The following is a 26528-nucleotide window of genomic DNA, read 5'->3' as shown; positions in this document are numbered from 1 at the left end:
GGCTCTACCTGAAAGACTATTGCCAGGGTCAATGTGCGGGGCCCGGCGCTGCGGTCGAATCGACGGCATGACAGCGACTCAAGACTTGTCTGCGACGGCCGCGGTGGAGCTGCGCGCCGTGCGCAAGGTCTATCGACGGGGCACACAGGAGGTGAGGGCGCTCGACGGTGTCTCCATCGGCTTTCCGGCGGGCACCTTCACCGCGATCATGGGCCCGTCCGGCTCCGGCAAGTCCACCCTGCTGCAGTGCGCCGCCGGCCTCGACGAGCCCAGCGCCGGGCAGATCTTCATCGCCGGCGAGGAGATCAGCGGGATGGACGAGAGCGCCCGTACGGCCCTGCGGCGCGACCGGGTCGGCTTCGTGTTCCAGGCGTTCAACCTGGTGGCCTCCCTGACCGCGGCGCAGAACGTCGAGCTGCCGCTACGCTTCGCCGGTCGCCGCCCCGACCGCACCGAGGTGGCGCGGGCCCTGTCCGAGGTCGGCCTGGGTGACCGCCCTGGACACCGTCCGAGCGAGCTCTCCGGGGGGCAGCAGCAGCGGGTGGCACTCGCCCGCGCGCTGATCACCCGGCCCGACGTGCTGTTCGCCGACGAGCCGACCGGCGCGCTCGACACCAGAACCTCGCGCGAGGTGCTGGCCGGCCTGCGCCGGCTGGTCGACCGGCAGGCGCAGACCACACTCATGGTCACGCACGACCCCGTCGCCGCGTCGTACGCGGACGTGGTCGTCTTCCTCAAGGACGGTCAGATCGCCGACCGTCTGGAGCTCGATCCGGGCGACGGGTCGAAGCCGAGCCGCGTGGCCGCCCGCATGGCCCGGTTGGAGGCATGATGCTTGCCGCCGCCAACATTAGGGAGCACTGGCGTTCGTTCCTCGCCGCCTTCCTCGCCGTCGCCGTCGGCGTCGGCCTGATCACGGTCACCCTCCTCCTCTACGACTCGGGCCGCCCTCGCACTCAGCCCCGGGTGGCCGCCGCCGGGGTGCTGGTCGTGTCGGACCAGGCGCCCGACCGGAGCGGCGCCCTGGAGGACCGCGTGCCGTGGAGCGAGAGCGAAGCCCGTGATCTGGTGGGTCGGCTGAGCGGGATCCCCGGCGTCGAGGCCACGGTCATCGACCGCAACTTCTACGCTCAGGCCTTCCGCAACGATGAGCCGGTGGCCGACGAGGCCGCCACCGAGGCCGGGCACGGCTGGTCCAGCACCCGGTTGGCGCCGTACGCGCTGACGTCCGGCCGGGCACCGCAGTCCGGCAACGAGGTGGCGGTCGGCTCCGATCTCGGGGTGTCCACCGGTTCGTCCCTTCCGGTCGGTCTCGCCGACGGCGTGCACACCTACACGGTGAGCGGGACGACGGAGGGCCACGGCTTCTACTTCACCGACGCCGAGGCCGCCCGCCGGGACACCGGGGTCACCACGATCGGGCTCGTGACGGCGAAGGGCTCTTCGGTCAAGCCCGTCGCCGACCGGGCCGGCGGCATCGTCGGCGGCAGCGGCTCCGCGCTGACCGGCGATGCCCGCGGAGTCGTCGAGCCGGGATACCTGACACACAAGCGGTTCCTCGGTGATCAGCTGATCAGCGCCCTGGCGATCATGGCGCTGTTCACCACGATCTTCGTGGTCGCCGCCACCCTGACCCTGGCCACGACGCAGCGCCGCCGCGAGATCGGTCTCCTGCGGACGATCGGAGCCGGCCCCCGCCAGATCCGCCGCATGGTGCTCGGCGAGTCGGTCATCGTCGGGCTGCTCGGCTCGGTGACCGGCGGCCTGGCCGGCATCCTCGGCGCTCCGGTCATGCTGGCGGCGCTCCGCCGGCTCGACGTCACGCCGCCCGGCTCCAAGGTCATCGTCTCGGCGTGGCCGTTGACGGCCGCGACCATGATCGGCACCGGGGTCGCCGTGCTGGGTGCCTGGGCGGCCAGCCGCTCGGCCGCCCGGGTGGCGCCGATCGAGGCGCTGCTCGACGCGCAGACCGAGCAGCGCCCGATGAGCCGCGGCCGGTGGATCGCCGGGTCGGCTGCCTTCGGACTGGGCGTGGTGCTGGCTGTCGTGACCGCGACCGGCGCCGCGGACCGCCGCCTCAACCTGGCGATCGCGACATCGATGTGCCTGATCGTCGCGGCGGCGCTGCTGGCGCCGGTCGTCATCGGGCCGGTGGTCCAGCTGGTGACGGCACCGCTCGCCCGGCGGTCGTCCGGCGCCGTCCCGATGCTCGTCCGGGCCGAACTGCTCAACTCGACCCGCCGGGCCGCTTCCACGGCTGCCCCGGTGATCGCGGCGGTCGGCTTCGCCGTTCTGATCAGCGGGCTGGTCGCGACCATGCGGGTGGCCTACCCCGCCGAGACCACCCGGCAGCTGGCCGGGCAGGTGCTCATCGACCCGGGCAACGCGCCCGGGCTCAGCGACGCGGTCGTCCACGACCACCCGGTCGGCCGGGCCGCGCTGCCGACCCGCTTGTTCGTGACCGGGCCGGGCGGCGGCAACGCGGTGATCGACGGGGTCGGATCGCGGGACCCGCGCTGGTCGCGTCCGGGTGAGGCGGTCCTGGACACCACCATGGCGAGGTTCCTGAGGGTGCGGGCCGGCTCGACCGTCACCGTGGGCTTCGCCGACGGGCTCAGCAGCGAGTTGCGGGTCGCCTCCGTGCTGCCTCCCGACGAGGCTCGTGGCTCGTTCGTGCTGTCGCGGGACACCGTCCGCGAGCACGACCCGACGGCCCTGACCGACAACATCTTCATGCCCGCCGACCACGCACCGGCGCACCTCGGCGCGGGAGCCCGGCTGCAGAACGCCGAGCAGTTCGCGCTGAAGCAGTACAACACCGACGCCAAGCTGACCGACAGCCTCGCCATGATGGTCACCGCGGTCGCGGTCGGCTACAGCGGCCTGGCCGTGGCCAACAGCATGGCCATGGCGGTGTACGGGCGGCGCACCGACTTCGCGGTGATGAAGTCGGCCGGCGGCACCCGGCGGCAGCTGCTCCGCTTCGCGGTCAGCGAGACCGGATTATTGGTGATCATCGGCTCGGTGCTGGGCCTGCTCGCCACCCTGCCTCCGTTGGCCGGCGTCGCGTCCGGTCTCGGCGCCGAGACAGCGACCCGGGTGACGATCCATCTCAGCGGCGGCACTCTCACCTGGGCGGTCCTCGGCAGCCTGGTCATGGCGACGGCCGCAAGCGCGTTCGTGACGTGGAACGTGCTGCGGCCCCGCACGAGGTGACCGGAGTTGCGGAGTCAGCCGACCCGGCGATAGCGGATGTGGGTGGTCACCGGCGAGTGAAGTACCTCGACGGGTTCGAAGCCGAAGGACTCGACCCCGTCGAACATGCGCTCGCCCGAACCGAGCAGTACCGGTGCGATGTCGAGGGTGAGCTCGTCGATCACACCGGCGCTCAGCGCCTGCCGGACGGTCGAGGCGCCACCGGCGATGTCCACACCGTTGTCACCGGCGGCCTGGCGCGCCGCGGAGTAGGCCGCGTCGAAGCCGTCGGTGACGAAGTGGAACGTCGTCCCGCCGTCCATCCGGATCGGGTCATGCGCATGATGGGTCAGCACGAACACCGGCGCGTGATACGGCGGTTCGGGGCCCCACCAACCGGTCCATTCCTCATCCCAGTCGCCGCGGATCGGGCCGAACATGTTGCGGCCCATCACGTACGCGCCCCGCGGCCGCAGGAGCCACCCGGCCGCGACCTTGTCGGCGTCGTTGGCCCGCGGGTCGCCGATGTGCCAGCCGTGCAGTTCCAGCCCCCGCCTGCCCAGTGGGTTGTCGCGGCTCTGGTCCGGCCCGGCGACGAAACCGTCCAGCGAGATCGACATGTGGCAGGTGGTGTCCGGCACCGCAAACCCCCAAAGTGATTGCGACTTGCAAGCGGTCGTACGGACGATAGCAGGTCGCCCGGCCCGACCCGCCGGTGAACGCGGTTCTTATGCAACCTTTAAGACCGCTGACGCGGATTCTCACGACGCTGACCGATCGTTGGTGCCATGACCGACACCGTCAGCGCTCGTACCGCTGTCCCGCGGACCGTGCCCCCCGTCCGCGCCCCCGGGCGGCGGGCGACACCTCGCTGGTGGGCGGACGCCGGTGGGCTCGGCGCCGGCGTGAGTCTGCTGGTCGTGACGGCGTTGTGGGTGAGCAACGGCGGTGTGCATCAGGTTTCCGGCGGCGGAGCCGAGGCGGTTTCCGCGCTGGGCCGGCTCACCGGGTTGTGGGCGTCGGACCTGCTGTTGCTGCAGGTGCTGCTGATGGCCCGGATCCCGCTGGTCGAGCGCGCCTTCGGTCAGGACCGGCTCGCGCGCTGGCACCGGTGGACGGGATTCTCGTCGTTCTGGCTGATGATCGCGCACATCGTGCTGATCACCCTCGGGTACGCGGGCGCGGCTCACGCGAACGTGTTCGCCGAGTTGTGGGACATGCTCCTCACCTATCCCGGCATGCTGCTGGCCACCGCCGGGACGATCGCGCTGATCATGGTGGTGGTCACCTCGATCCGGGCGGCGCGTCGACGGTTGCGCTACGAGTCGTGGCATCTGATGCACCTGTACGCCTATCTCGGTGTCGGCCTCGCGCTGCCGCACCAGCTGTGGACCGGTACGGACTTCATCGGTTCGGCGGCCTCCACGGCGTACTGGTGGAGCCTGTACGCCGTGTCGGCCGGCGGCGTACTGGTCTATCGGGTCGGTCTTCCGCTGTGGCGCAACTGGCGGCACCGCCTGGTAGTCAGCCACGTGACGCCCGAGGGGCCGGGGCTGACCTCGATCTATCTGACCGGCCGGCACCTGGACAGGCTGCCGGCCCGGGCGGGTCAGTTCTTCCAGTGGCGGTTCCTCGACGGGCCGGGCTGGTCCCGGTCGCATCCGTACTCGCTGTCGGCAACCCCGGACGGGCACCTGCTGCGGATCACGGTCAAGGATCTCGGCGACGGCAGCGCCCGCGTCGCCCGGCTCACGCCCGGCACCAAGGCTCTGATCGAAGGGCCGTACGGGAAGCTGACCGGCGAAAGCTATGCCGGCGGCCCGGTGGTGCTGCTGGCCTGCGGTATCGGCGTCACCCCGCTGCTCTCGCTGCTCGGCGAGTTGCCGTACCGGCCGGGTGAGGCGACGTTGATCTACCGGGCCCGCAACGAGGCCGAGGTCGCGTTCCGCGGCGAGCTGGACTGGTTCGCCCGGCAGCGCGGCGTCCGGATCGTCTATCTGCTCGGCCCGCGCGCCGCCCGGCCGTCCTGGCTGCCGGCCGAGTTCGCCGGGCATGGCGACGCCGAGGCGTTGCGCCGGATCGCGCCGGCCATCGCCGGCTCGCACGTCTACGTGTGCGGCCCGGACGCCTGGACCGAGGCGGCCCGCTCCGCGGCCCACACCGCCGGGGTCCGGCCCGAGCGCCTGCACACCGAACTGTTCTCCTGGTAAAGCGGAAAGAGGAAGAAGACGATGCGACGGATCAGCATGTGGCTGTTCTCCACCGTGGCCGCTGTGGTGCTGCTGTTCAGCTACCGCACCAGCACCAACGGCGCCGACACCCCGGTGGCCGTCACCGTACCGGCGCCGGTACCCACCACGCCGTCGACGAGCAGCAGCGCATCGTCGACCGCAACCAAGACCTACACCGGCTCGACGGCGTCGACCCGGTGGGGTGACGTGCAGGTGACCATCACCGTCACCGACGGCAAGATCACCGACGTGGCGGTGCCGGTCTACCCGAGCGGTAACGGCAAGGACCAGGAGATCAACGCGTACGCGCTGCCGGTCCTGCGCCAGGAGACACTCGCGGCGCAGAACGCGAACATCGATACCGTCTCCGGCGCCACCGTCACCAGCGACGGCTACCTGCAGTCGCTGCAGTCGGCCCTCGACGCCGCGAATCTGGCGTGACCGCCCCGGCGATCCCGCAGCGGGCCTGGGTGGAGCAGATCATGGGCCTGCCGGTCAGCGTTCACGTACGTGGCGACGGGCTCGCCGGCGAGCGCGTCGAGAAGCGAGTCGCGGAGGTCTTCGCCGAGCTCCGACACGTCGACGCCGTCCTGAGCCCGTACCGCGACGACAGCGACCTGACCCGCTGGGAGCACGGGCAACTCGCCGTCGGCGAGGCCGACCCGATCCTGGCGCAGGTGATGACACTGTGCGCTGAGGCGTCGCGGCGGACCGGCGGTTGGTTCGACGCGCACGGCCTGCCCGACCCGCGCACCGCGGAACCGCGGTACGACCCGTCCGGTCTGGTGAAGGGCTGGGCGGCGGAACGCGCCGCGCGCCATCTGGCCGACCTCAGCGGGTACGGCTGGTGCCTCAACGCCGGCGGCGACGTCCTGGTGCACGCGCCCGACGACCAACCGCCGTGGCGGGTCGGCATCGAGAACCCGAACGATCCCGCGCGGATCATGAGCGTGGTCGAGCGCCGTACCGGTGCGATCGCGACGTCCGGGAGCACGCACCGCGGTGCCCACATCATCGACCCGCACACCGGCCGGCCCGCCGGTGGGACCCGGGCCGTCACCGTGACCGGGCCGCGCCTGCTGTGGGCCGACGTCTACGCCACCGCGGCGGCCGTCCGCGGGGCTACGGCCCTGGCCTGGATTGATGATCTGGCCGGGTACGAAGCGCTGATCGTCACCTCGTCGGGCATGCTTCGAACGACCGGCGGCTGGCCGACGTCGTCGGCGAAGGTGCAAGAGGAGAGACCATGCGCGTCCTGGTAGTGGACGACGACACGGCGGTGCGCGATTCCCTGGCCCGCACCCTGCGGTTCGAAGGCCACGAGGTCGACACGGCAGGCGACGGACTGCAGGCACTCGCCGCCGTCGAGGCCGCGGAACCCGACGCCATGATCCTGGACGTCAGCATGCCGAAGATGGATGGTCTGGAAACGTGCCGGCAGTTGCGGGCCACCGGCGCGGTTCTGCCGATCCTCATGCTCACCGCCCGCGACAGCGTCGGCGACCGGGTCGCCGGGCTGGACGCGGGCGCCGACGACTACCTCGTCAAACCCTTCGCCCTTCAGGAACTGCTCGCCCGGCTCAGAGCCCTGCTGCGCCGTTCCGCCCGGACCACGCCGGCCGCCGGCCAGCAGCCGCCCGGGGCGGGTGCCGGCTCCGAGCAGTCGCTGAGCTTCGCCGACATCCGCCTGGATCCCGGGACGCACGAGGTGTGGCGCGGAGAGCGCCCCTTGCGGCTGACCCGCACCGAGTTCGCCATCCTCGAGGTGTTTCTGCGCCACCCGCGGCAGGTGTTGACCCGGGCGGCGCTCTTCGAGCAGGTGTGGGGTTACGACTTCGGCGAGACGTCCAACAGCGTGCACGTCTATCTGGGCTATCTGCGCCGCAAGCTGGAAGACGACGGCGAGCCGCGGCTGCTGCACACCGTCCGCGGTGTCGGCTTCGTGCTGCGCGAGCAACCACTATGACCTCCGATGAGGCCGGCGGCACCGTACTGGTGCAGTGGTGGCGGCGCCGCACCCTGCACGCCCGCCTGTCACTGCTGGTCACCGGTGCGGTCGCAGTGGCGGTTCTGACGCTTTCCGCGGTGGCCTGGCTGGTGGTCGCGGAAATTCAGCACCACCAGATCCAGTCCGAGCTGAACGCCGACGCCAACGCCATCGCCGCGCAACCCGCCCAGTGGCTCACCGCCACCGGCGCGCTCCCGGACCCCGACGCCGCGACGACTGACGGTCACCACGGCCCGCATCAGCTCGGACCGCGGTGGCAGATCCTCGACGCGACCGGCACCGTGATCAGCGACTCGACCAATCCCCTGCCGGTGACCACGGGCGCCCGGCAGATCGCCGCCGGCCGGGGACGGACTTTCGAGGAGCAGGTCGCCATCGGCGAGGACAGCTATCTCATGCTCACCGTGCCGGCCAACGGCGGCGGCGCCGTCCAGGTGGCGATCAACCAGGACCCGGACAACCACACGCTCACCCTTTTCGGGCTGCTGCTCGCGGCCGGCTGCGTTCTCGGCATCGCCGGCGCGGCCGGGCTCGGCCGAGCGGTCGCCCGCACCGGCCTGACGCCGGTGCAACACCTCACCGAAGCGGTCGAGGACGTGACCGCGACGATGGACCTCACCCAGCCGCTGCCCGTACACGGCGCCGACGAGATCGCCCGTCTCGGCACGTCGGTCAACACCATGCTCACCGCCATCGACACCGCGCGCCGCGCCCAGCGCACCCTCGTCGAGGACGCGGGCCACGAGCTGCGAACTCCGCTGACGAGCATCCGCACCAACATCGAGCTGCTGCTGCAGGTCGAACGGCACCCGGAACGGGCCCACCGCCTGCCGCCGGAGGAACGCACCAAACTGCTCGCCGATCTCGACGCCCAGGTCCGGGAGCTGTCCACGCTGACCACCGAACTGGTCGAGCTCGCCCGCGAGGAGGCCACCCGCGAAGCCGTCGAACCGGTCGAGCTGACCGACGTGATCACCGCGGCCGTCAACCGGGTCCGGACCCGGGCCCCCGCCTTGACCTTCACCACCGACCTGCACCCGTGCACCGTGCACGGCCGCCCCGGCGAACTGGAACGCATGGTCGTCAACGTGCTCGACAACGCCGCCAAATGGAGCCCACCCGGCGCCACCGTGCACACCGCCGTGCGCCCCGACGGCCCGCAACAGTGCCAGATCACCATTACCGACACCGGCCCCGGCATCGCCGAAACCGACCGCCCGCACGTCTTCGACCGCTTCTACCGGGCAACCGCCGCGCGTGCGACACCCGGCTCCGGCCTCGGGCTGGCCATCGTCGCGCAGACCGCAACCCAGCACGGCGGCACCGTCACGGCCGAACAGCACGAGCCGCAGGGAACAAAGATCACCATCCGGCTCCCGAACGTCCACGAGCAGCGATGAGAGCGAGCCGCCTTCCCGCTCTTCGAGCGGCTACCCCTCGGTCATACCCGGAACGAGCCGACGAGGCTCCGCAGGTCGGAGGACATGCGGGCCAGTTCGGACGACGCCCGCGGGGAGTCCTCGACGCCCTCGGTGGTCGGTGTCGCCGCGGTGGCCAGCGTTTCGACGTTGCCGGCGATCCCGCCGACCGAGGTCGCCATCACACCGATCTCGTCCCGCGAGCGCACCGCGACGCTGTCGGTCAGATCGCCGCGCCGACTCGCATGTCGGAGAACCAACTGAATACGGCGCCACCGGCCGACGCTGCTGTTCCCTGGGCTGATACGGCCGACTTCGCCACGCTGTCCTTCTTCGCTCCTACGGAAATCCGATCGCCTTCACTATCAGGCGGTATCCCGACGACGGCAGCGTTTTAGGCCAAATCTGTGGCAAGGCGTGCGGGTCTGGACCAGCTGACGACGGCCACGATGGACACCACCGCCCGCCGCACAGCACGGCTATTCGTCAATGACAGCCGGCCGGCCCTGCAACGCCCGCGGTCCCTCTCGTGACGCGGAAGGACCGTGCGGGCGATTGAGTTCAGGCAGCGTTCGTTTGGCGTTGGTCGTTCCGCTGGTGCCGAAGCGCGTCTTCGAGTTGGTCCTCGAGGATGATGATCCGGCAGGCGGCTTCGAGGGCAGTGCCATGGTCGACCATCTCGCGGGCTCGGATGGCCAGGCGCAGCTGGTAGCGGGAGTATCGGCGGTGTCCGCCGGCCGATCGGAACGGGGTGAACAGTTTCGCTTCGTCGAGTCGGCGCAGGAAGTCCTGCGAGGCGCCGGTGATCTCCGCGGCGCGGCCCATCGTGTAGGCGGGGTAGTCCTCGTTGTCGAGAAGGTCATCGGGTTGGGCCATATATGTGCCTCCATGACGAGGGCCCCGGCGCGGAAGCGCCGGGGCCCGGGGTTTTTGGGTTGAAAACACCATCTACCGGCACGTTCGCCGGCTTGTCGTATCCGCACCTGCCGCTGAGCGCGGCTTGCGGTGCGAGGATCGCATAAGCGTGACCGGAGACCACCTCACGTTCGATGGAGACTGCGGTGTCCACCCCAGAACGGCAATTGCGTTCCGACGGCGGGCGATCCAACGGCGTCCAGCCCTCCCTTTCCTCTGCTTCCATTACCTGTGGTGCTGTTTCTACAACCTGCCGATGCCGGAACCCCACGCAAACTTCATGGCCCCAACATGTGCAGCAAACCTTCACGCATCAGGCTGAGCCCTGAACTTGCCTCGGCCCCGCCTGCGTTGCCCTGACCTGGAATTACGTCAAGGTCTTGTGGTGCCACTTGCTGTACTGCATCAGGCTGAGCCCTGAACCTGCCTCGGCCCCGCCTGCGTTGCCCTGACCTGGAATTACGTCAAGGTCTTGTGGTGCAACTGCCTTACTGACGTGCGGGCGGTAATGGATTCGCGCCGCACTGCCGAGCGAGCCACGAACGTTCCGGGCCCCGCTTTGAGCTCGGCTGCTTTCTCGTCTGCGTCTTCAACGGTCTCTGCTGTCAACGAGAGAAACACTAACCGGCTGTCGCGAGAATGTCTAGCCCCACCGACATAGATTTTCTCGGTGGCGCCCCCGCCCCCACGAGGCTGAGCGCGCGGCATGCTGGACAATACGGGCCAGAAACCCGGCAAGGCGCTGCCGGCATGGCAGCCACCTCGCGAGCGCACGACGAAAGGTCTTCCCATGACCGCCACTGGCCAAGCCGTCGCCGAGACGCTCAACCGCGCCTTCGACGAGCCGTCCATGACGATGGCGACCCTGCTCGCCGACGTCATTCCCGCGCTGGCGGAGTTCGACCAGGACGCCACGACCGCCGCCGACCCGGAGGGCTACCGCGACCGGATCGTCCTGCACGACGGCAGCATCATCCTTTACGACAGCCGTACCGAACGATGGGCGGTCAGCAGCACCGAAGAAGTCGCCGCGTCCGATGAGCGCCGCACCGCATCGGCCTGAGGATCGGGCGACGCGACGGTCCGCCCCGTTGGGGAGATTCATCGCGAGCAGCAGCGGGTATCTACGGCGAATTCCGTCCCGCGAATGGAGCTCCATATGTCGACTGACGCCATCGTCATCCTCAAGAACGACCACAAGACCATCAAGAAGCTCTTCAAGGAGTTCCAGAACGCCGGTGACGAGGCGACCCAGACCAAGGGCCGCATCGTCGGCCGGATCATCGAAGAGCTGACCGTGCACACCTATCTCGAGAACGAGTGCATGTATCCCGAGGTCCGTAGGCTGCTGCCGGACCTCGAGGACGACGTGCTCGAGTCATACGAAGAGCACCACGTCGCGGACATCCTCTGCACGGAGTTGCACGCCATGGATCCCAGCGACGAACGGTTCGACGCCAAGACGACGGTGCTCATCGAAAACGTCACCCACCACATCGACGAAGAGGAACAGGATTGGTTCCCGCAGGTTCGTGAGGGACTGGGCCGCAAGCAGCTGCAGGAACTCGGCGCGCGCATGAACGAGATGCGTGAGAAGGCGCCCCGGAGCCCCAGCCGGCCCTCCGCGCTGAAGAAGGCGGTCGACGCCATCACGGCATAGCGGCCACGGCGCCAATCGGGAGCGAGGGGCCGGGCATCATGATGGGCTCCTCTCCCTTCGCTCGTTGCCTTCGATGGACGAGGGGCCGGGGCCGAAGTCCTCCCGGCGTTGGTTCGCAAGAGCCAGGGAGCAATTCGCGGGGACCGGGCGGGGCTGATCCCGAGCGAGGCTAGGGTCGGTCGTGTGTCACACGCTGACCGCCGAGGAGTGTGGTAAGCGCTATGCCGAGTGCTGATGCCGCACCGTTGGGCCGTAAACATGACGCCGACGAGCAGAGTTCGGGGTTGCTCGCCGCGATCGTCCGCTCGTCGCAGGACGCGATCATCGGTAAGACCGTGCAAGGGGTGATCACGAGCTGGAACCCGGCCGCGGAACGCCTCTACGGGTACGCCCCGCCGGAGATCATCGGCTGCAGCGCCGCGGTGCTGTTCCCCCCGGCGCAACGAGCCCGCGAGTTCGAGATCCTGCAGGAAGTCCTTCGCGGTGAACCGGTCGAACAGTACGAGACCGAGCGTATCCGCAAGGACGGCACCGTCATCACGGTGTCGTTGACCGTGTCGCCGATCCTCGACGCGGCCGGCCACATCGTGGGCGTCTCGTCGGTCTCGCGGGACATGACCGAGCAACTGCAGGTCCGCCGGCAACAGGAACAGTGGGAACAGCAGGCACACCGGTCGCAGCGCCTGGAAAGCCTCGGGCAGCTCGCCGGCGGCGTCGCGCACGATTTCAACAACCTGCTCGCCGTGATCGTCAACTACGCCGCGCTGATCGAGGAGGACATCGCCGCCGCGGCCGAACGCGACGGCGAGAAGCGGTGGGCGCAGACCCGCCGAGACGTGCAGCAGACGGCCGCCGCCGCCCAACGCGGGGTGCGACTCACCCAGCAACTGCTCGCGTTCGGCCGCCGTGAGGTGATCCGGCCCCGGGCGCTGAATCTCAACACGGTCGTCGGCGAGGTCCAGGAACTGCTGTGCCGCACGCTGGGTGAACACATCGCCCTGGCCACCGAGCTGGATCAGCAGCTGTGGCCGGTGCTGGCCGACCCCGGCCAGCTCGAGCAGGTGCTGATGAACCTGGCCGTCAATGCGCGGCACGCCATGCACGGCACCGGCACGCTGACCATCGACACCAAGAACCTGCACGTCAACGCCGACCAGGCAGCCGCGCGGCCCGGCCTGCACGCCGGGCGCTACATACGCCTGCGCGTGAGCGACACCGGCATGGGCATGCCCCCGGACGTCCTGGATCGCGCGTTCGAGCCGTTCTTCACCACCAAGGCTGAAGGTGAGGGCACCGGCCTCGGGCTGGCCACCATCTACGGCGTCATCACCCAGGCCGGTGGCACCGCCTACCTGCTGTCGGAACTCAACGTGGGCACCAGCTTCGTCGCGTTGCTGCCCGCCACCGATGCCGACGCGGGCGCGGAGCCGGCACCACGCCCACGCCGGACCGCGTCGGTGCAGCCCGGCGGCGAGACGATCCTGCTGGTCGAGGACGAACCGGCGCTGCGGGAGGTCACCCGACGGCTGCTGGCCCGCAACGGCTACCACATCCTCGAAGCCCAGGACCCCGAGGACGCGCTGCGTATCGCCGAACACCACCCGGAGCCCATCCACCTGCTGCTCACCGACGTGGTCATGCCCAGGATGCTCGGCAAACAGGTCGCCGAACAGGCCAAACGCCTCAGTCCGCAGACCAAGGTGCTGTACATGTCCGGCTACGCCAAACCCGTGCTGGCGTCCCAAGGCAGCCTGGAGCCGGGCGTCACGCTGCTCGAGAAGCCGTTCAGCGAAGCCGACCTGCTCGACAAGGTCACCGAAGTATTGATCAGCAACCCCTGACCAGCCCGGCCGTTCCAGGTCAGCTCCGCCGGTGGCGCCGGTGGCGCCGGATCAGAACCGTGCCGATCGCTATGGCGAAGACGTCCACCGTGACGACCACGCCCGACGAGCCGAACAGGATCATCACGATCGGGATCAGGATGTAGAGCGATGCGCAGAGCGCCGAGACGGTGGGAAAGCGGGGGGTCTCCCGCGCCTCGGCCCGCATCCGGGCGGCGAACACCGGGTCTTCCCGTACGAGGTTACGTTCGATGTCGTGCAAGGCCTGCCGGGCTTGCTCGTCCACTTCGCGCTCCGTTCGCGTCGAGTGCCCGGCCGGCGAACCCCGTCGGCCCGCCGGCCCGGCCTCTCCTAGCGGGAAGTCTCCGACCCGTCGTCGACGTCCTCGTCCGGTTCCTCGTCGGAGTGGCCGCCACCCTCGCTCGGCGGGATCTTGCTCGCCTCCACCTCGGTCGGGGTCAGGGGCACGCCGCTGTTCTCCTCGGCCGCGCCGCGGTTCAGGTCGCTGTCGGTCATGGCTCCTCCTCAGTGGTTGTTCGAGGGCGGACGGCTACCCATCGCCAAACCGGTCAAACAAGCCTGCGCTTCGTCAGGACAGCGGCTGGCCGCCGGTGACACCGAGGACCTCGCCGGTGATGTAGCTGGATTCCTGCGAGGCGAAGAAGACGTACGCCGGTGCCAGCTCGGCGGGTTGCCCGGCCCGCCCCATCGGGGTGTCCGAGCCGAACGACTCGACCTTTTCCTTGGGCATGGTGGCCGGGATCAGCGGTGTCCAGATCGGGCCGGGCGCCACCGCGTTGACCCGGATGCCTTTCTCGGCGAGATTCGCGCCGAGCGCCTTGGTGAACGCGACGATGCCGGCCTTGGTGGTGGCGTAGTCGAGCAGGTTGGGCGACGACTGGTACGCCTGGATCGACGCGGTGTTGATGATGGTCGAGCCGGGCTGCATGTGCTGCACCGCCGCCTTGCTGAGCCAGAACATCGCGTACAGGTTCGTCTTCATCACCCGGTCGAACTGCTCGGTGGTGATGTCGAAGATGCCGTTGTCCTGGCTCATTTGATAGGCCGCGTTGTTCACGAGGATGTCGATGCCGCCGAGATCGTCGACCGCCTTCTGGACGATGCCGGTGCAGTGCGCCTCGTCGCGGATGTCGCCGGGCACCGTGACCGCTTTGCGCCCGGCCTTCTCGATCAGCTGCGCGGTTTCCCTCGCGTCGTCCTCCTCTTCCGGGAGATATGCGATGAGCACGTCCGCGCCCTCCCGCGCGAACGCGATCGCCACCGCCCGGCCGATCCCGGAGTCGCCGCCGGTGATGACGGCCCGCTTGCCGCTCAGCCGGCCGGTGCCGCGGTAGCTGTCCTCGCCGTGGTCGGGCTCGACGTCCATCTCGCCGGTGGTCCCGGGATGCGAGATCTTATCGCTGTCCTGCGCATCCGGCGTACGGAATTGTTCTTGGGGATTCTGCTTGTCGTACTGGTCCTGGGCCATGACGCTGCCTCTCTGATCGGCGGAGGACAGCTGACTTCCCACCAAGGACCCGACTATTCACGAGCGCTGGTGGCTCAGCCTTTCCGCAGCCGTTCGAACTCCGTGTGGATGGCGCGGTAGCACTCGCAGGCGATGTCTTCCGGAGCGGGCCGGTCGGTGATCGAGATGTTGCCGCGGCGGTAGCTGATCAAACCGGCGGACTGCAGTACGCCCGCGGTCAGCGACACTGTCGCCCACCCGCTCGCCGGACGGCCGGCCTCGACGTCAATCGACGCTGCGGTGCATGATCTGGTGCGGGAAGTGCAACCGCACGTACGTACGTCCGGGGCTGGTGTGGATCGTGACCGTGTCGGCGAGTTGACGTGCCAACCAGAGCCCGCGCCCGTTGGTTGCCGACGTGGCGGCCGGCGGCCGATAGCCGGCGGTCGGCGGCGGGGGCCGCCCGCCGGGATCGTCGACCTGCACGATGAGGGTGCCGTCGTCGTGCCACCCCCGCGCACGTGCCGGTCGGCCGCCGTACAGCAGGGCGTTCGTGGCGATCTCGGTGACGGCGATGCTCACGTCGTCGGCGGCGGCGGGCCGGAAGTCGTGGTCGCGGGTCCAGGCCGCCACCGTCCGGCGCAGGACGCTCAAGTCGTCCAACTGGTGCAGGGTGACGTCGTGGTCGACCTCGCCGGGCACGGGTGGCAGCGTGGCGTGACCCCGGCCGGTCAGGTAGTCGTCCGGAGCCCGGTAGCCGGGGTTGCCGACCCGGCCGGCCTCCGTCAGCTCGTGGCCGTGGACGCTACGGGCCTCCTCGATGATCGACGGCGGGTGCCGCCGGGTGTCCCACACGCAGGTCACCGGTGATTCGTACGGTGCGTACGCCTCGTTGCACATGGACTCGTACGGAAGATAGGCGCAGGTGCGGTGGGCGACCGGACCGGACGCAACGGAATCGGCGAGCTCCGGTTCGGCGATGACGTGCACCCGGTGCCCGGCGGCGTGCCGCTCGGCCAGATATCGGCGGAAACCTTCATAGGCGGCGCCCAGGCGCCCGTAGAAGGCGGTCGCGTCGCCCCACTGCAGCCGGTCGGCCAGCGTGCCGAGGTCGGCTCGCACGAGGTCGGCGATCGTCTCGCTGACGACCATCAGCACGGGTTGGCGCCTCTCCAGCGACCGGCGGATCTCCGGGAGCAGGCGGGTGCGCACGGTCGCGTCGGACTGAATCAGGGCGATGGTGTGGGTGAAGCCGTGGGCGAGGCTCATGTCTGCGCCCGGTGCCGTTCGGGCATGCGGTCGGCGGCGACGATCTGCAGGCGCCCGACGCCCACCAGACCACACGTCTGCAGCACTCGCAGCACGACCGGGGAGCAGGACACGCGCAAGGCCGTGACATGCGCCGGAAGCGCCTCGTGGCCGGTGAGGACGGCCCGCACGCCGGCGGCACCGAAGAACGACACTTCCGACAGGTCAAGGTGGGTCACTCCGGCGGTGACCGCGGCGACAACGCGTTCGGTGACGGCTGCGGCACTGTCGTAATCCACGTCTCCGGTCAGCTTCAGAACGCCGTGTGCATGGTCCACGTGACAGGAAGAAGTGGGCCCGGGGGGCAACGTCTCTTCCACCCGTGCAACCCCCTTCTGCGACCCGGGTCTGTTGTCTCAACCACCCTCGTACCCCACGCACCTCGTGGGTACGCCTGCGCGCGTTGTCTTTCGGGACGGCGGGATCCCCGGCGGTCGAGTGATACTGGAGTCATGACTGCCATTCGTTGCGTGGTCGAACCGATCGGGACGCGGCTGTTGCTGCGGCTGATGGGCGAATTGTCCGTGTCGTCGGCGCCTCAGGTCCGGGCGGCGGTGCTGAAATGCCTGGTGGAGCAGCCGGACGCCGTCGTCGTGGACCTTGCCGGCATGGTCGTGACCGAGCCGGCGGCCGCGTCGGTGTTCCTGGCCGTCGCCCGCCAGGCCGCCCTCTGGCCCGGCACTCCCCTGCTGATCGTCGCTCCGCCCGCGCAGGCCGCCCGACTGCTCGGGGGCGGGTCCGGCCGGCTGGCGCTTTTCGGCTCGGTGGACGCGGCCCTTCGCGCGAAGCCCCGGCACGGAACCACGACGGTCAGCGAGGTACTGCTGCCGGCCGGCGGAGCAGGACACCGAGCCCGCAGCATCGCCACCGAAGCCTGCGCCCGCTGGGACCTGCCGCACCTGGTGGACCCGGCCACCCTCATCGCCAACGAGCTCGTCACCAACGCCGTGGAGCACGCCGGCACCATGCTGAACCTGAAGTTGTCGCTCGGCCGTCGCTACCTGATGGTGGCGGTACGCGACGGCTGCAGCACCGCACCCGTCCCGCCGCAAGCGCCTTCCGCTGATCCGGCCGCCGGTCGCGGCCTGTTCCTGGTCGAAGCCACCGCCATCCGCTGGGGCAGCCTGCCGACCTACGACGGAAAAGTCGTCTGGGCGACTCTGCCGCGGCAACCCCGCCCGGACCCGAGCGCCGCAACACAGTGATCAACGCCGGTTCGGTCCGCCGCGCTGCGGGCTGACCGCCTACTGCGGTGTCGTCCTCGTGCGGGGGGATACGCATGTAGTACGAGGATCACTTCATCGCCGAGATCTGAGAGTTGATGAACGGCGTCCACGTGCTCCAGCGACGACGGCCGTAGATGCTGACAGCAAGGCCCGGCGCACGTTCGTACGTCCGGCTGTATTGACGGCTTCTTCCATGCTGCTCGCCCTTCATCTCTCGTGCGGTCAGCCCGTCGGCGAGCTGGACCGTGTGCTTGCGCGCGTTTGCTTCCATAGCCGACCTGAGCGTCGTGCCTGATCATCGGGCATTCGAAGTAGTCGGTCCGTGGTAGTGACGCAGCAGGACGCCTTCTTGTGCATCGCAATCGTGGTGATTTTCTCCATCTTGCGGTTTTTGTCGCGAACCACCACAGTGGCGGGACGTTGCGCCACTCAGGAATCGCCGGCCGCGAACGCCCTGGACCAATGACGCGCGATCGGCCGGATGCCGTTGGTTGCCAGGCGCCACTTCCAGGAGGCAAATGTGCTCGGTTCTCCGCAAGGCCACACGTCGACCCTGCCGGAGCTGTTCGCCGCGCAAGTGGAGCGCGGCGCGCAGGACGCAGCCGTGGTGGGTGACGACGGCTCGGTGTCCTTTGCGGACCTCGACGCGCGTTCCAACCGGCTGGCCCGGCACCTCATCGATCAGGGCGTCGGCCCCGAGGTCGTGGTGGCGCTGCGGCCGGGACGGTCGGTCGAGTTCGTGGTGGCGGCTCTCGCGGTGGCCAAGGCCGGCGGGGCGTACGTGCCGGTCGATGTGGCCTATCCGGCCTCGCGGGCCGAGTTCATGATGGCGGACGCGCGGGCACGATGCGTGATCACGACGACCGCGACCCGGATGGGCACCAGCGAGGTGGTGCTCGACGACCCGAAGATCGCGGACGAGATTGCCGGCCTGGATGCGGGCCCGGTACGGGACGCCGACCGTCACGAGGCGCTGCTGCCGGACCACGCCGCGTACATCATCTACACCTCGGGTTCGACCGGCGTGCCGAAAGGCGTCGTGGTGACTCACCGCAATGTGCGGAATCTCGTCCGGGCTCAGGCCGAGGTTCTCGGTCTGAGCCCGGGCCGCCGGCGGTTGCAGTTCGCGTCGGTCAGCTTCGACGCGTCGGTGTCCGAGGTGTGGACGACGCTGCTGTCCGGTGCGGCCCTGGTTGTGGCGGACGGATCCCGGCTCGTTCCCGGGCCCGCCCTCGTCGATTTGATAGACCGCCGCGGGGTCACGCACGTGACACTTCCGCCATCGCTGCTGTCCACAATGGAGGGGCTGCCGTCGACGGTGACGCTCATCGTGGCCGGGGAGGTGTGTTCAACGGCCCTGGCGGCGCGCTGGAGCCGCGATCGGCGCATGCTCAACGCGTACGGTCCGACGGAAGCGACCGTCGCGGCGACCGTGAGTGATCCGCTGGCCGGTAACGGCACGCCGCCCATCGGGCGGCCCCTGGCCAACGTACGCGCGTACGTCCTGGACGATCTGCTGCGTGAGCAGCCGGCCGGTGAGCTCTACCTGGCCGGCGCCGGGCTGGCCCGCGGCTACGCCGGGCGGGTGGCGCTGACCGCGCAGCGCTTCGTCGCCGACCCGTTCGGCGCGCCCGGCGAGCGGATGTACCGCACCGGCGACCTGGTGCTGCGCCGGCCCGACGGCCAGCTCGAATACCAGGGCCGGGCCGACGCCCAGGTCAAGATCCGGGGCGTACGGGTGGAGCCGGGCGAAGTGGAATCGGCGCTGATGGGCCTGGCCGGTGTGGAACAGGCGGTGGTCGTGGCGCACGGCGACGGCGCGGATCGCCGGCTGGTCGCCTACGTCGTGGTCGAAGCCGACGGGCCGGACGCCGCTGCCCTGCGCCGCAACCTGTCCGGGGTGGTGCCCGATCATCTCGTGCCGTCGATATTCATGAAGCTCGACTCGCTGCCGGTGACGGTGAACGGCAAGGTCGACCGCAAGGCGCTGCCGGATCCGGGCGCCGCGGCCGGCGTACGGAAGTACGTGCCCCCGGTCGGCGCGGTCGAGCAGGCGCTGGCGCGGCTGTGGGAGGAGGTCCTCGCCGTCCCCCGCGTGGGCCGGGACGACGAGTTCTATCAGCTCGGCGGTCACTCGCTGCTGGCGACGCAGCTGGTGAACCGGGTCCGGACGACGATGAACGTCGAACTGCCGGTACGCGACCTGTTCGAGACCTCGACCCTGGCCGACCTCGCCAAGCGGGTGTCGGTGCTCAAGGCCGGCACCCGGCCGGTGCTGCGGCGCCAGGTGCGTCCCGCGATGGTGCCGCTCTCCTACCCGCAGCAGCGGATGTGGCTGACCGCGCAGCTGCGCGGCGGCGACGGGGCCTATCACATTCCCGTGGTCGTCCGACTGTCCGACGGCCTCGACGCCGAGGCCTTGAGCGCGGCGGTCATCGACGTCGTCCGGCGGCACGAGCCGCTGCGCACCCGCTTCCCGCTGTTGAACGGCCGGCCGCAGCAGCAGATCGTGCCGATGGCCGAGCTCGGCGAGCTGCTCGTCCGCGAACGGATCGCGCCCGGCGACCTGGAGGACACCGTCAAGCGCGTCGTCCGCGAAGGTTTCGACCTGACGACCCAGATCCCGCTGCGGGCGCGCCTGCTGGAACTCGAATCGGACGACTTCGCGCTGGTGCTGGTCCTGCACCACATCACGGCCGACGGCGCGTCCATGGAACCGCTGATGCGCGACCTCGGCGAGGCGTACGAACAGCGCCGCGCCGACCGGCCACCACAGTGGACCGAGCTGTCGGTGCGGTACGCCGATTTCGCCCTCTGGCAGCGGGAACTGGTGCGGCTCGCCCGTCCCCGGCTCGACTACTGGCGTGACCTGCTCGCCGACGTTCCGGACGAGCTGGCTCTGGCGGCCGACCGCGCCCGGCCGGTCGAACCGACGTACCGCGGACGGTCGGTGCCGGTGACCGTGCCGGCCGAGGTCCACGAGCAGGTGACGGCGATCGCACGGCGCCACAACGCCACCGTCTTCATGGTGCTGCAGTCGGCCGTGGCCGCGTTGCTGTTCCGGCTCGGCGCCGGCGCCGACATCCCGCTCGGGTGGCCGGTGTCCGGCCGGGTCGACGAGGCGCTCGAGGACCTGGTCGGTTTCTTCGTCAACACCCTGGTGCTGCGCGCCGACCTCACCGGCGACCCGTCCTTCGAGCAGCTCATCAGCCGGGTACGCGAGCAGGACCTGGTGGCCTTCGGCAACCAGGACGTGCCCTTCGAGAGCGTGGTCGAACAGCTGAACCCGCCCCGCGTGCCGGGCCGGCACCCGCTGTTCCAGGTGATGGTCGCGTCGCAGGTCGGCCGGTCGGCGAAGTTCGGCCTGGCTGGTGTGCGTTCGCAGCGGATGGGCGTCGGATCCGGGTCGGCGAAGTTCGACCTCAGCTTTCAGTTCGTGGAGTTCCTCGATCCGTCCGGCCGCCCGTCCGGCATCGGTGGCGAGGTGATGTACGCCTGCGATCTGTTCGACCACGACACCGCCGAACGGATGGTCGGCATGCTCGGCCGGCTGCTGGCCGAGGCGGTGGCGCAGCCCGGCCGGCCGATCGGCCGGCTGCCGCTGATGAGCGCTGACGAGAAGGTCGCGGCCGGGGCCGCGAGCGCGGGAGACGTACGCGAGTGGGCTGCGCAACCCTGGCCGCATCACCGCATCGAGGACCACGCCCGCCGGAATCCCTCGGCGACCGCGGTGCGTTTCGAGGGCGTCTCCCTGTCGTACGGGGAGCTGAACCACCGTGCGAACCGGTTGGCGCACCGCCTCATCAGCTCGGGGGTGGGCCGCGACGTGCTGGTCGGCGTCAGCCTGGAACGCGGCTTCGACCTGGTCGTGGCCGCCCTGGCGGTGTGGAAGACCGGCGGCGGGTTCGTCCCGCTCGACCCCGAGCTGCCGCCGGCCCGCCTGGCGTCGATGATCGCCGACACCGCGGTGCCGGTCATCGTCACGCAGCCGGCTACCCGGGAGCGGTTGGCCGCCCACGACGACCTGTTGCTCGACATCGACGAAGCGGGAAGCGGCCCGGAACACGATCCCGGCGTGCCGGTCGATGGCGAGGACGCCGTGTACGCGATCTACACCTCCGGCTCGACCGGCACGCCGAAGGGCGTCGTGAACGTCCGCGCCGCCGTGAACAACCGGCTGGCCTGGATGGACGAGCGGTTCGGCCTCGGTGCCGACGGCCGGGTGCTGCAGAAGTCACCGTTCACCTTCGACACCTCGGTGTGGGAGCTGTTCTGGGCGCTGATGAACGGGGCGACCCTGGTCATGGCCCGGCCCGGCGGGCATCGCGACAGCCGCTACCTGGTCGATCTCATCCGGCGCGAGCGGGTCACCTTCGCCGACTTCGTCCCGTCGATGCTCGAGATGTTCCTGCGTGAGCCGGACGCCGGGCGCTGCACGAGCCTGCGGCACATCATCGCCGGCGGCGAGACGCTGACTCACAGTCTGTTGAGGCGCTTCGCCGAGGCGCTGCCCGGCACCGACGTCCACAACCTGTACGGACCGACCGAGGCCGCGATCGGCGTGACGAGCTGGCTGTGCCGCGCCGACGACGAGGGCCGCAGCACGCCGATCGGCGTCCCGATCGCGAACGCCCGCGTCTACGTGCTCGGTCCCGGCCTCGACCACGTGCCGCCCGGCATGCCCGGCGAGATCTACATCGCGGGGCGCCCGCTCGCCCGCGGCTACCTCAACCGGCCCGCGCTGACCGCGCAACGGTTCGTCGCCGACCCGAACATGGCGGGCGAGCGGATGTACCGCACCGGTGACCGTGCCCGGCGGCGCGCCGACGGGGCGATCGAGTTCCTGGGCCGCGACGACGAGCAGGTGAAGATTCGCGGCGTACGGGTGGAACTGGGCGAGGTCGAGGCGGCGCTGCTCGGGCTGCACGGCGTGGACCAGGCCGTGGCGATGGTGCACGGCGACGGCGTGGACCGGCGGCTGGTGGCGTACGTCGTCGGTCACGATCCCGACCCGATGCGGCTGCGCCGGCAGATGCCGGCGGTCGTGCCGGCCCACCTGGTGCCGTCGGCGTTCGTGGCGATGGACGCTTTCCCGGTCACCGTGAACGGCAAAGTCGACCGCCGGGCGCTGCCCGATCCGGGCGTGGCGGACAGCGAACGGGCGTACGAGGCGCCGGACGGGCCGGTCGAGGAGTCCCTAGCCCAGCTCTGGCAGGGCCTGCTCGGCGTGGCTCGGGTGGGCCGCGACGACAACTTCTTCGCGCTCGGCGGCCATTCGCTGCTGGCGATGCAGATGGTCAACGAGCTCCGGACGCTGCTGCGCGTGGAACTGCCGTTCCGCACCGTCTTCGAGAGCCTGACGCTCGCCGACCTGGCCGCGCGGGTCGACGACCTGCCACGGCTGCCGGACGAGGAACCGCAGGCGACCGCCGAGGATCGGATGCGCGTGCTGGTCGCCCGGGCGCTGGGCGTCGACGAGGTGGCCGCCGAGGACAACCTCTTCGACCTCGGCGGGGGCCGGCAGACCGTCGAGGCGCTCGCACAGGCCATCGAGGGCGAGTTCGGTGTGGCCGTCAACCCGCTCGTCGTGTCCGCCGTGCCGACCGCCAAGGACCTCGCCGGCTGGATCGTCGCATCATCCGGCGAGACGACCCTGGACGTGGTGGTGCCGCTGCGGGCGGGCACCAGCCCGGTGTCGCTGTTCTGCATCCATCCGCTGGGCGGGCTGAGCTGGCTCTACTACCCGCTGGTCAACGCGATTCCGACGACCGTCGGGGTGTACGGGGTCCAGGCCCGCGGTCTGCGGCCGGGCGAGGAGTTGCCGACGACCATGACCGCGATGGCGGCCGACTACGTCCAGCAGATCCGGCTCGTCCAGCCGCACGGGCCGTACCACCTGCTGGGTCTGAGCACCGGCGGGGAAATCGCCCACGAGATGGGCGTGCAACTGCAGCGCGCCGGCGAACAGGTGGCCCTGGTCGCCATGCTCGACGCGCGCCCGACGCCGCAGCGACCGGCGACCCAGGTGGAGCGGCTGAACGCGGTCGCCCGGCACTTCGACCTCAACGTCCCCGCCGAGGAACGGCCGCACCTCACCGGCGACATCCTGTACGAGCAGCTTCGGCAGCGTCAGGGGCCCTACTCGTTCCTGATGCGGCAGAAGGGCCGGGACACGGTCGACTTCTACGAAAACATGATCAAGCTGACCGACGGCCACAAATTCTCCGTCTTCGACGGCGACGTGCTGTTCGTCGAGGCGACCGCGGCGCGGCCGTCCGAGCACTTCTTCGCACCGATGTGGCATCAGTACGTCGCCGGCGTCGTCGACGTCATGGCCCTCAAGTACAAGCACCGGCAACTCGCCCGGGCCGAGGTGCTGGAGATGATCGGCGCCCGGGTGGCCGAGCACATACGTCTCACTCCCACGGAAGGGCCGACGGCATGACCAACCCGTTCGAACGCGAGGACATCAGCTACTTCGTGCTGGTCAACGACGAAGGACAGCATTCGCTCTGGCCGGAGGTGATCGACGTGCCGGCCGGCTGGCGTACGGTGCTCGGGCCGGAGAGCCGCGACGCCTGCCTGGCGTACGTCGAGAAGTCGTGGTGGGACATCCGCCCGGCATCGCTGGTCGCCCGGATGACCGAGGCGCCGTCATGAACCCGGGCCTGCTCTTCCTCTGGGGGACACCGCGGTCGATGTCGACGGCGTTCCTCCGGATGATGCTGGAACGCGGGGACCACGAGGTGTTCCACGAACCGTTCTCGAGCATCGTCGTGCGGGGCTGGACCATCGTCGGCGACCAGACCGCGACCAGCCATGACGAGCTGCTGAAGCTGCTCGAGGAGCGCGCCTGCGAGCACCCGGTGTTCGTCAAGGAGACCACCGAGTACGACTACCTTACGACCGGCGGTGATCGCATCCCGGAAGTCGGGCGGCACACCTTCATCATCCGCGATCCGCGCCTGGTGATCCCGTCGCACTACGCGATGAACCCGGACATGGTCTGCGACGAGATCGGCTACGGCAACCAGGTGGAGCTCGCGCGGCGGGTGCGCGAGGTGACCGGCGTACGGCCGTACGTGGTCGAGGCCGAGGCCCTGGTGACCGATGCGCGGGGTACGGTAGAGCGCTACTGCCGGCACGCCGGCATCCCGTTCCTGGAGTCGTCGCTGTCCTGGAGACCAGGGGATCAGAAGGTCTGGAGCCGGACTTCGCAGTGGCACCGCGACGCGGCCGGCAGCTCCCGTTTCGAGCGCTCTTCGCGAGGTTATGAGTCCACAGTGGATAACGATCGCTTCCTTTACGACTGTTATTGGCACCATCGCCCGCACTACAACGTGTTACGGAAGTGGGCGCGTTCTCACGCCGTGAGCGCGGCGTAGAAACCACCGATCGAGATCAGGCTGTCGTGGGTGCCCGCCTCGAGGATCCGGCCGTCACGCATGACGACGATCTGATCGGCGTTGCGCACAGTGGACAGCCGGTGCGCGATGGTCACCGTCGTACGGCCGCGGGCGAGCTCCTCCAGGGCACGCTGGACCGCCCGCTCGGTCGAGTTGTCCAGAGCGCTGGTCGCCTCGTCCAGCACCAGGATGGGCGGATCGCGCAGCAGCGTACGGGCGATGGCGATCCGCTGCTTCTCCCCGCCGGAGAACCGGTGCCCGCGCGAGCCCACGACGGTGTCGTAGCCCTCGGGCAGCGCGGTGATCACCTCGTGCACCTGCGCGGCCCGCGCCGCCCACTCCACCTGCTCGTCGGTGGCGTCCGGCCGGGCGTAGCGCAGATTTTCCCGGACCGAGGCGTGCAGCAGGTAGGTGTCCTGCCCCACCATGCCGATCACGCCGACCAGCTCGTTGAGCCGCAGCGCGCGCAGGTCGAAACCGTCGACGGTGATCCGGCCCGCGGACGGGTCGTAGAGCCGGACGATCAGCGCGGCCACCGTGCTCTTGCCCGAGCCGGTCTCGCCCACCAGCGCCAGCGAGGAGCCGGGCGGCACGTCCAGCGTGATGCCGCTGATCGCGGGTTCGTCATTGCCCGGGTACGTGAAGGTGACGTCCTCGAAGCGCAGGTGGCCGCGTACGGGCTGGGGCAACCGAACCGGCAAGGCCGGGTCGTCGACCTCGACCGGCAGGTCGAGGTACTCGAAGACGCGCGCGAACAGCGCCGTCGAGCTGGACAGCGAGACGCCGACGTCGAGCAGGCCCATCATCGGCTGGAACAGCCGGGACTGCAGGCTGGTGAACGCCACGATGGTGCCGATGGTCAGCGAGCCGGCGGCCGGCGGCAGGCCCGCGCTGAGATAGATGATCGCCGGGATCGCGGCGAAGATGATGTTCATGGAGGCGCCCCGCCAGCGACCGGCCAGCTGCGAACGCAGCTGTAGATCGACGAGGCGGGCCGAGGAGCCGGCGAAGCGCTCGATCAGCGCCGGGCCGGTCCCCATGATCTTGCTGAGCTGCAGCCCGCTGATCGACAGGCTCTCCTCGATGATGACGTTGAGGTCGGCGAGTTCCCGCTGACGCTGGGCGGTGATTTCCTTACGCATCCGGGCGACGCGGCGGGCCAGGAAGAGCGCCGGCGGCAGCACGAGCACCGACACGAGAAAGAGTTGCCAGGACAACGCGAGCATCGCGACCGCGGTGGCGACGGCCGTCGTCAGGTTCGAGGCGATCGAGGTCGCGGTCGAGGTGACAACCGCCTGCATGCCGCCGATGTCGTTGGTGATCCGCGACTGGATCTCGCCGGCCCGGGTGCGGGTGAAGAACGACACGGACTGCCGGTGCAAATGCCGGAAGACGTCCACCCGCAACTGATGCATGACCCGCTGGCCGACCGCCGTGGCGATCCACGTCTGCGTGAGCCCGAACACCGCGGTGAGCACGGCGACGGCGACCAGCCCGGCCACCAGCCAGCTCAGCAACCTCAGGTTCTGCGCCGGCAGCGCCCGGTCGATGATGCCGCGCAACAGAAAAGGCGTGGCCATGCCGACCAGCGACGACGCGACGATGATCCCGGTGACCGCCGCCAGCCGCGGCCAGTGCGGAGCGAGAAGGCCGCCGACGCGGCGCAGGGAGACCTCGGGCGCCTGCTTCGCGGCAGTGGAAACCTCCAAGACTGCGGACCCCTTCCTGACTGGCTGCGTAGAGGCTACGGGGCAGACCGGGCAGAATCGGAGCGCCATAAATCATTTGTGAAATTGTTCGCCCGAGTAAACATTTCGGGCGCAGAGGTATTCGCAGGTCACCGGGGGGCGCC

At 69.8% G+C, this 26528-nt stretch carries 25 protein-coding genes; 14 read left to right on the top strand and 11 right to left on the bottom strand.

Annotated elements, in window-relative coordinates:
* Positions 1-103 precede the first annotated feature (103 nt).
* Complete coding sequence (locus ACIA5C_RS38150) at positions 104-832, top strand: ABC transporter ATP-binding protein (RefSeq protein WP_396064083.1); 729 nt, start codon at positions 104-106, stop codon at positions 830-832.
* Positions 832-3216 (top strand): FtsX-like permease family protein, encoded by a 2385-nt coding sequence (locus ACIA5C_RS38145; RefSeq protein ID WP_396064081.1) that lies wholly within the window; start codon positions 832-834, stop codon positions 3214-3216. The genes ACIA5C_RS38150 and ACIA5C_RS38145 overlap by 1 nt, the downstream gene beginning before the upstream one ends.
* A 14-nt stretch (positions 3217-3230) precedes the next feature.
* Here ACIA5C_RS38145 and ACIA5C_RS38140 read toward each other — a convergent pair whose 3' ends face one another.
* The gene (locus tag ACIA5C_RS38140) at positions 3231-3815 is read right to left on the bottom strand and encodes a dihydrofolate reductase family protein (RefSeq protein ID WP_396063980.1); all 585 of its coding nucleotides are present in this window, start codon (positions 3813-3815) and stop codon (positions 3231-3233) included.
* 168 nt (positions 3816-3983) lie between these two features.
* On the opposite strand from ACIA5C_RS38140, the gene ACIA5C_RS38135 reads away from it, so the two are divergent.
* The 5 genes from ACIA5C_RS38135 to ACIA5C_RS38115 are packed head-to-tail and all read left to right on the top strand — an operon-like array spanning position 3984 to position 8834.
* A complete protein-coding gene (locus tag ACIA5C_RS38135; RefSeq protein WP_396063978.1) occupies positions 3984-5405 on the top strand; it encodes a ferric reductase-like transmembrane domain-containing protein in 1422 nt (473 codons plus the stop codon).
* A gap of 21 nt (positions 5406-5426) precedes the next feature.
* On the top strand, positions 5427-5867 hold the full coding sequence (locus ACIA5C_RS38130) for an FMN-binding protein (protein ID WP_396063976.1): 441 nt from the start codon (positions 5427-5429) through the stop codon (positions 5865-5867).
* Positions 5864-6688 carry an FAD:protein FMN transferase gene (locus ACIA5C_RS38125; protein WP_396063974.1) on the top strand — a complete coding sequence of 275 codons (825 nt, stop codon included), beginning with the start codon at positions 5864-5866 and terminating at the stop codon, positions 6686-6688. Before ACIA5C_RS38130 ends, ACIA5C_RS38125 begins: the two co-directional genes overlap by 4 nt.
* On the top strand, positions 6673-7392 hold the full coding sequence (locus tag ACIA5C_RS38120) for a response regulator transcription factor (protein WP_396063972.1): 720 nt from the start codon (positions 6673-6675) through the stop codon (positions 7390-7392). The genes ACIA5C_RS38125 and ACIA5C_RS38120 overlap by 16 nt, the downstream gene beginning before the upstream one ends.
* On the top strand, positions 7389-8834 hold the full coding sequence (locus ACIA5C_RS38115; protein WP_396063969.1) for an ATP-binding protein: 1446 nt from the start codon (positions 7389-7391) through the stop codon (positions 8832-8834). Before ACIA5C_RS38120 ends, ACIA5C_RS38115 begins: the two co-directional genes overlap by 4 nt.
* A 41-nt stretch (positions 8835-8875) precedes the next feature.
* On the opposite strand, the gene ACIA5C_RS38110 is transcribed toward ACIA5C_RS38115, so the two are convergent.
* Positions 8876-9061, bottom strand: a complete 186-nt coding sequence (locus ACIA5C_RS38110; protein WP_396063967.1) for a hypothetical protein — start codon at positions 9059-9061, stop codon at positions 8876-8878.
* Positions 9062-9413: 352 nt separating this feature from the next.
* Positions 9414-9728, bottom strand: a complete 315-nt coding sequence (locus ACIA5C_RS38105) for a MerR family transcriptional regulator (protein WP_396063964.1) — start codon at positions 9726-9728, stop codon at positions 9414-9416.
* 829 nt (positions 9729-10557) lie between these two features.
* Between ACIA5C_RS38105 and ACIA5C_RS38100 the strand changes: the two genes are divergently transcribed.
* The 3 genes from ACIA5C_RS38100 to ACIA5C_RS38090 all read left to right on the top strand — a co-directional run bounded on the left by ACIA5C_RS38100 (position 10558) and on the right by ACIA5C_RS38090 (position 13268).
* Positions 10558-10830 carry a hypothetical protein gene (locus ACIA5C_RS38100; protein WP_396063962.1) on the top strand — a complete coding sequence of 91 codons (273 nt, stop codon included), beginning with the start codon at positions 10558-10560 and terminating at the stop codon, positions 10828-10830.
* A gap of 96 nt (positions 10831-10926) precedes the next feature.
* Positions 10927-11427 (top strand): hemerythrin domain-containing protein, encoded by a 501-nt coding sequence (locus ACIA5C_RS38095; protein ID WP_396063959.1) that lies wholly within the window; start codon positions 10927-10929, stop codon positions 11425-11427.
* A 221-nt stretch (positions 11428-11648) separates the two neighbouring features.
* A complete protein-coding gene (locus ACIA5C_RS38090; protein WP_396063957.1) occupies positions 11649-13268 on the top strand; it encodes a PAS domain S-box protein in 1620 nt (539 codons plus the stop codon).
* Between the two features lie 19 nt (positions 13269-13287).
* Here the strand turns inward: ACIA5C_RS38090 and ACIA5C_RS38085 are convergent, their stop codons facing one another.
* From ACIA5C_RS38085 to ACIA5C_RS38060, 6 genes are all read right to left on the bottom strand, one after another.
* Entirely contained in the window at positions 13288-13554 is a 267-nt protein-coding gene (locus ACIA5C_RS38085) for a DUF3040 domain-containing protein (protein WP_396063955.1), read from the bottom strand.
* 65 nt (positions 13555-13619) lie between these two features.
* Entirely contained in the window at positions 13620-13784 is a 165-nt protein-coding gene (locus ACIA5C_RS38080) for a hypothetical protein (RefSeq protein WP_396063952.1), read from the bottom strand.
* Positions 13785-13857: 73 nt separating this feature from the next.
* Positions 13858-14757: an SDR family oxidoreductase gene (locus tag ACIA5C_RS38075; RefSeq protein WP_396063950.1), complete on the bottom strand. Its 900-nt coding sequence runs from the start codon at positions 14755-14757 to the stop codon at positions 13858-13860.
* 74 nt (positions 14758-14831) lie between these two features.
* Positions 14832-14984 carry a hypothetical protein gene (locus ACIA5C_RS38070; protein ID WP_396063948.1) on the bottom strand — a complete coding sequence of 51 codons (153 nt, stop codon included), beginning with the start codon at positions 14982-14984 and terminating at the stop codon, positions 14832-14834.
* Between the two features lie 37 nt (positions 14985-15021).
* Entirely contained in the window at positions 15022-16005 is a 984-nt protein-coding gene (locus ACIA5C_RS38065; protein ID WP_396063945.1) for an ATP-binding protein, read from the bottom strand.
* On the bottom strand, positions 16002-16322 hold the full coding sequence (locus ACIA5C_RS38060; RefSeq protein WP_396063943.1) for an STAS domain-containing protein: 321 nt from the start codon (positions 16320-16322) through the stop codon (positions 16002-16004). Before ACIA5C_RS38060 ends, ACIA5C_RS38065 begins: the two co-directional genes overlap by 4 nt.
* A gap of 174 nt (positions 16323-16496) precedes the next feature.
* Here ACIA5C_RS38060 and ACIA5C_RS38055 point away from each other — a divergent pair, with 174 nt between their 5' ends.
* Positions 16497-17249, top strand: coding sequence for an ATP-binding protein (locus ACIA5C_RS38055; RefSeq protein WP_396063941.1), 753 nt, complete (start codon positions 16497-16499; stop codon positions 17247-17249).
* A gap of 88 nt (positions 17250-17337) precedes the next feature.
* Here the strand turns inward: ACIA5C_RS38055 and ACIA5C_RS38050 are convergent, their stop codons facing one another.
* Positions 17338-17541, bottom strand: a complete 204-nt coding sequence (locus ACIA5C_RS38050; RefSeq protein ID WP_396063939.1) for a hypothetical protein — start codon at positions 17539-17541, stop codon at positions 17338-17340.
* Between the two features lie 210 nt (positions 17542-17751).
* Between ACIA5C_RS38050 and ACIA5C_RS38045 the strand changes: the two genes are divergently transcribed.
* Genes ACIA5C_RS38045 through ACIA5C_RS38035 form a run of 3 tightly spaced genes read left to right on the top strand, consistent with a single transcriptional unit; the run spans position 17752 to position 24655 of the window.
* Complete coding sequence (locus ACIA5C_RS38045; protein ID WP_396063937.1) at positions 17752-23715, top strand: amino acid adenylation domain-containing protein; 5964 nt, start codon at positions 17752-17754, stop codon at positions 23713-23715.
* Positions 23712-23930, top strand: a complete 219-nt coding sequence (locus ACIA5C_RS38040; RefSeq protein ID WP_396063935.1) for an MbtH family protein — start codon at positions 23712-23714, stop codon at positions 23928-23930. The genes ACIA5C_RS38045 and ACIA5C_RS38040 overlap by 4 nt, the downstream gene beginning before the upstream one ends.
* Positions 23927-24655 carry a hypothetical protein gene (locus ACIA5C_RS38035; RefSeq protein ID WP_396063933.1) on the top strand — a complete coding sequence of 243 codons (729 nt, stop codon included), beginning with the start codon at positions 23927-23929 and terminating at the stop codon, positions 24653-24655. The genes ACIA5C_RS38040 and ACIA5C_RS38035 overlap by 4 nt, the downstream gene beginning before the upstream one ends.
* On the opposite strand, the gene ACIA5C_RS38030 is transcribed toward ACIA5C_RS38035, so the two are convergent.
* A complete protein-coding gene (locus ACIA5C_RS38030) occupies positions 24634-26385 on the bottom strand; it encodes an ABC transporter ATP-binding protein (RefSeq protein WP_396063931.1) in 1752 nt (583 codons plus the stop codon). The genes ACIA5C_RS38035 and ACIA5C_RS38030 overlap by 22 nt on opposite strands.
* Between the last annotated feature and the right edge of the window lie 143 nt (positions 26386-26528).

The sequence above is a fragment of the Actinoplanes sp. NPDC051343 genome (assembly GCF_044455125.1).
Taxonomy (GTDB): domain Bacteria; phylum Actinomycetota; class Actinomycetes; order Mycobacteriales; family Micromonosporaceae; genus Actinoplanes.
Note: the sequence above shows the minus strand (reverse complement) of the source record. Positions and strands in the feature narration are given on the sequence as shown.

Coding starts and splice junctions, on each gene's coding strand:
- ACIA5C_RS38145 (WP_396064081.1), top strand. CDS start 832: ATGCTTGCCGCCGCCAACATTAGGGAGCACTGGCGTTCGTTCCTCGCC.
- ACIA5C_RS38140 (WP_396063980.1), bottom strand. CDS start 3,815: ATGTCGATCTCGCTGGACGGTTTCGTCGCCGGGCCGGACCAGAGCCGC.
- ACIA5C_RS38135 (WP_396063978.1), top strand. CDS start 3,984: ATGACCGACACCGTCAGCGCTCGTACCGCTGTCCCGCGGACCGTGCCC.
- ACIA5C_RS38130 (WP_396063976.1), top strand. CDS start 5,427: ATGCGACGGATCAGCATGTGGCTGTTCTCCACCGTGGCCGCTGTGGTG.
- ACIA5C_RS38120 (WP_396063972.1), top strand. CDS start 6,673: ATGCGCGTCCTGGTAGTGGACGACGACACGGCGGTGCGCGATTCCCTG.
- ACIA5C_RS38115 (WP_396063969.1), top strand. CDS start 7,389: ATGACCTCCGATGAGGCCGGCGGCACCGTACTGGTGCAGTGGTGGCGG.
- ACIA5C_RS38105 (WP_396063964.1), bottom strand. CDS start 9,728: ATGGCCCAACCCGATGACCTTCTCGACAACGAGGACTACCCCGCCTAC.
- ACIA5C_RS38100 (WP_396063962.1), top strand. CDS start 10,558: ATGACCGCCACTGGCCAAGCCGTCGCCGAGACGCTCAACCGCGCCTTC.
- ACIA5C_RS38095 (WP_396063959.1), top strand. CDS start 10,927: ATGTCGACTGACGCCATCGTCATCCTCAAGAACGACCACAAGACCATC.
- ACIA5C_RS38090 (WP_396063957.1), top strand. CDS start 11,649: ATGCCGAGTGCTGATGCCGCACCGTTGGGCCGTAAACATGACGCCGAC.
- ACIA5C_RS38080 (WP_396063952.1), bottom strand. CDS start 13,784: ATGACCGACAGCGACCTGAACCGCGGCGCGGCCGAGGAGAACAGCGGC.
- ACIA5C_RS38075 (WP_396063950.1), bottom strand. CDS start 14,757: ATGGCCCAGGACCAGTACGACAAGCAGAATCCCCAAGAACAATTCCGT.
- ACIA5C_RS38065 (WP_396063945.1), bottom strand. CDS start 16,005: ATGAGCCTCGCCCACGGCTTCACCCACACCATCGCCCTGATTCAGTCC.
- ACIA5C_RS38055 (WP_396063941.1), top strand. CDS start 16,497: ATGACTGCCATTCGTTGCGTGGTCGAACCGATCGGGACGCGGCTGTTG.
- ACIA5C_RS38050 (WP_396063939.1), bottom strand. CDS start 17,541: ATGGAAGCAAACGCGCGCAAGCACACGGTCCAGCTCGCCGACGGGCTG.
- ACIA5C_RS38045 (WP_396063937.1), top strand. CDS start 17,752: ATGCCGTTGGTTGCCAGGCGCCACTTCCAGGAGGCAAATGTGCTCGGT.
- ACIA5C_RS38040 (WP_396063935.1), top strand. CDS start 23,712: ATGACCAACCCGTTCGAACGCGAGGACATCAGCTACTTCGTGCTGGTC.
- ACIA5C_RS38035 (WP_396063933.1), top strand. CDS start 23,927: ATGAACCCGGGCCTGCTCTTCCTCTGGGGGACACCGCGGTCGATGTCG.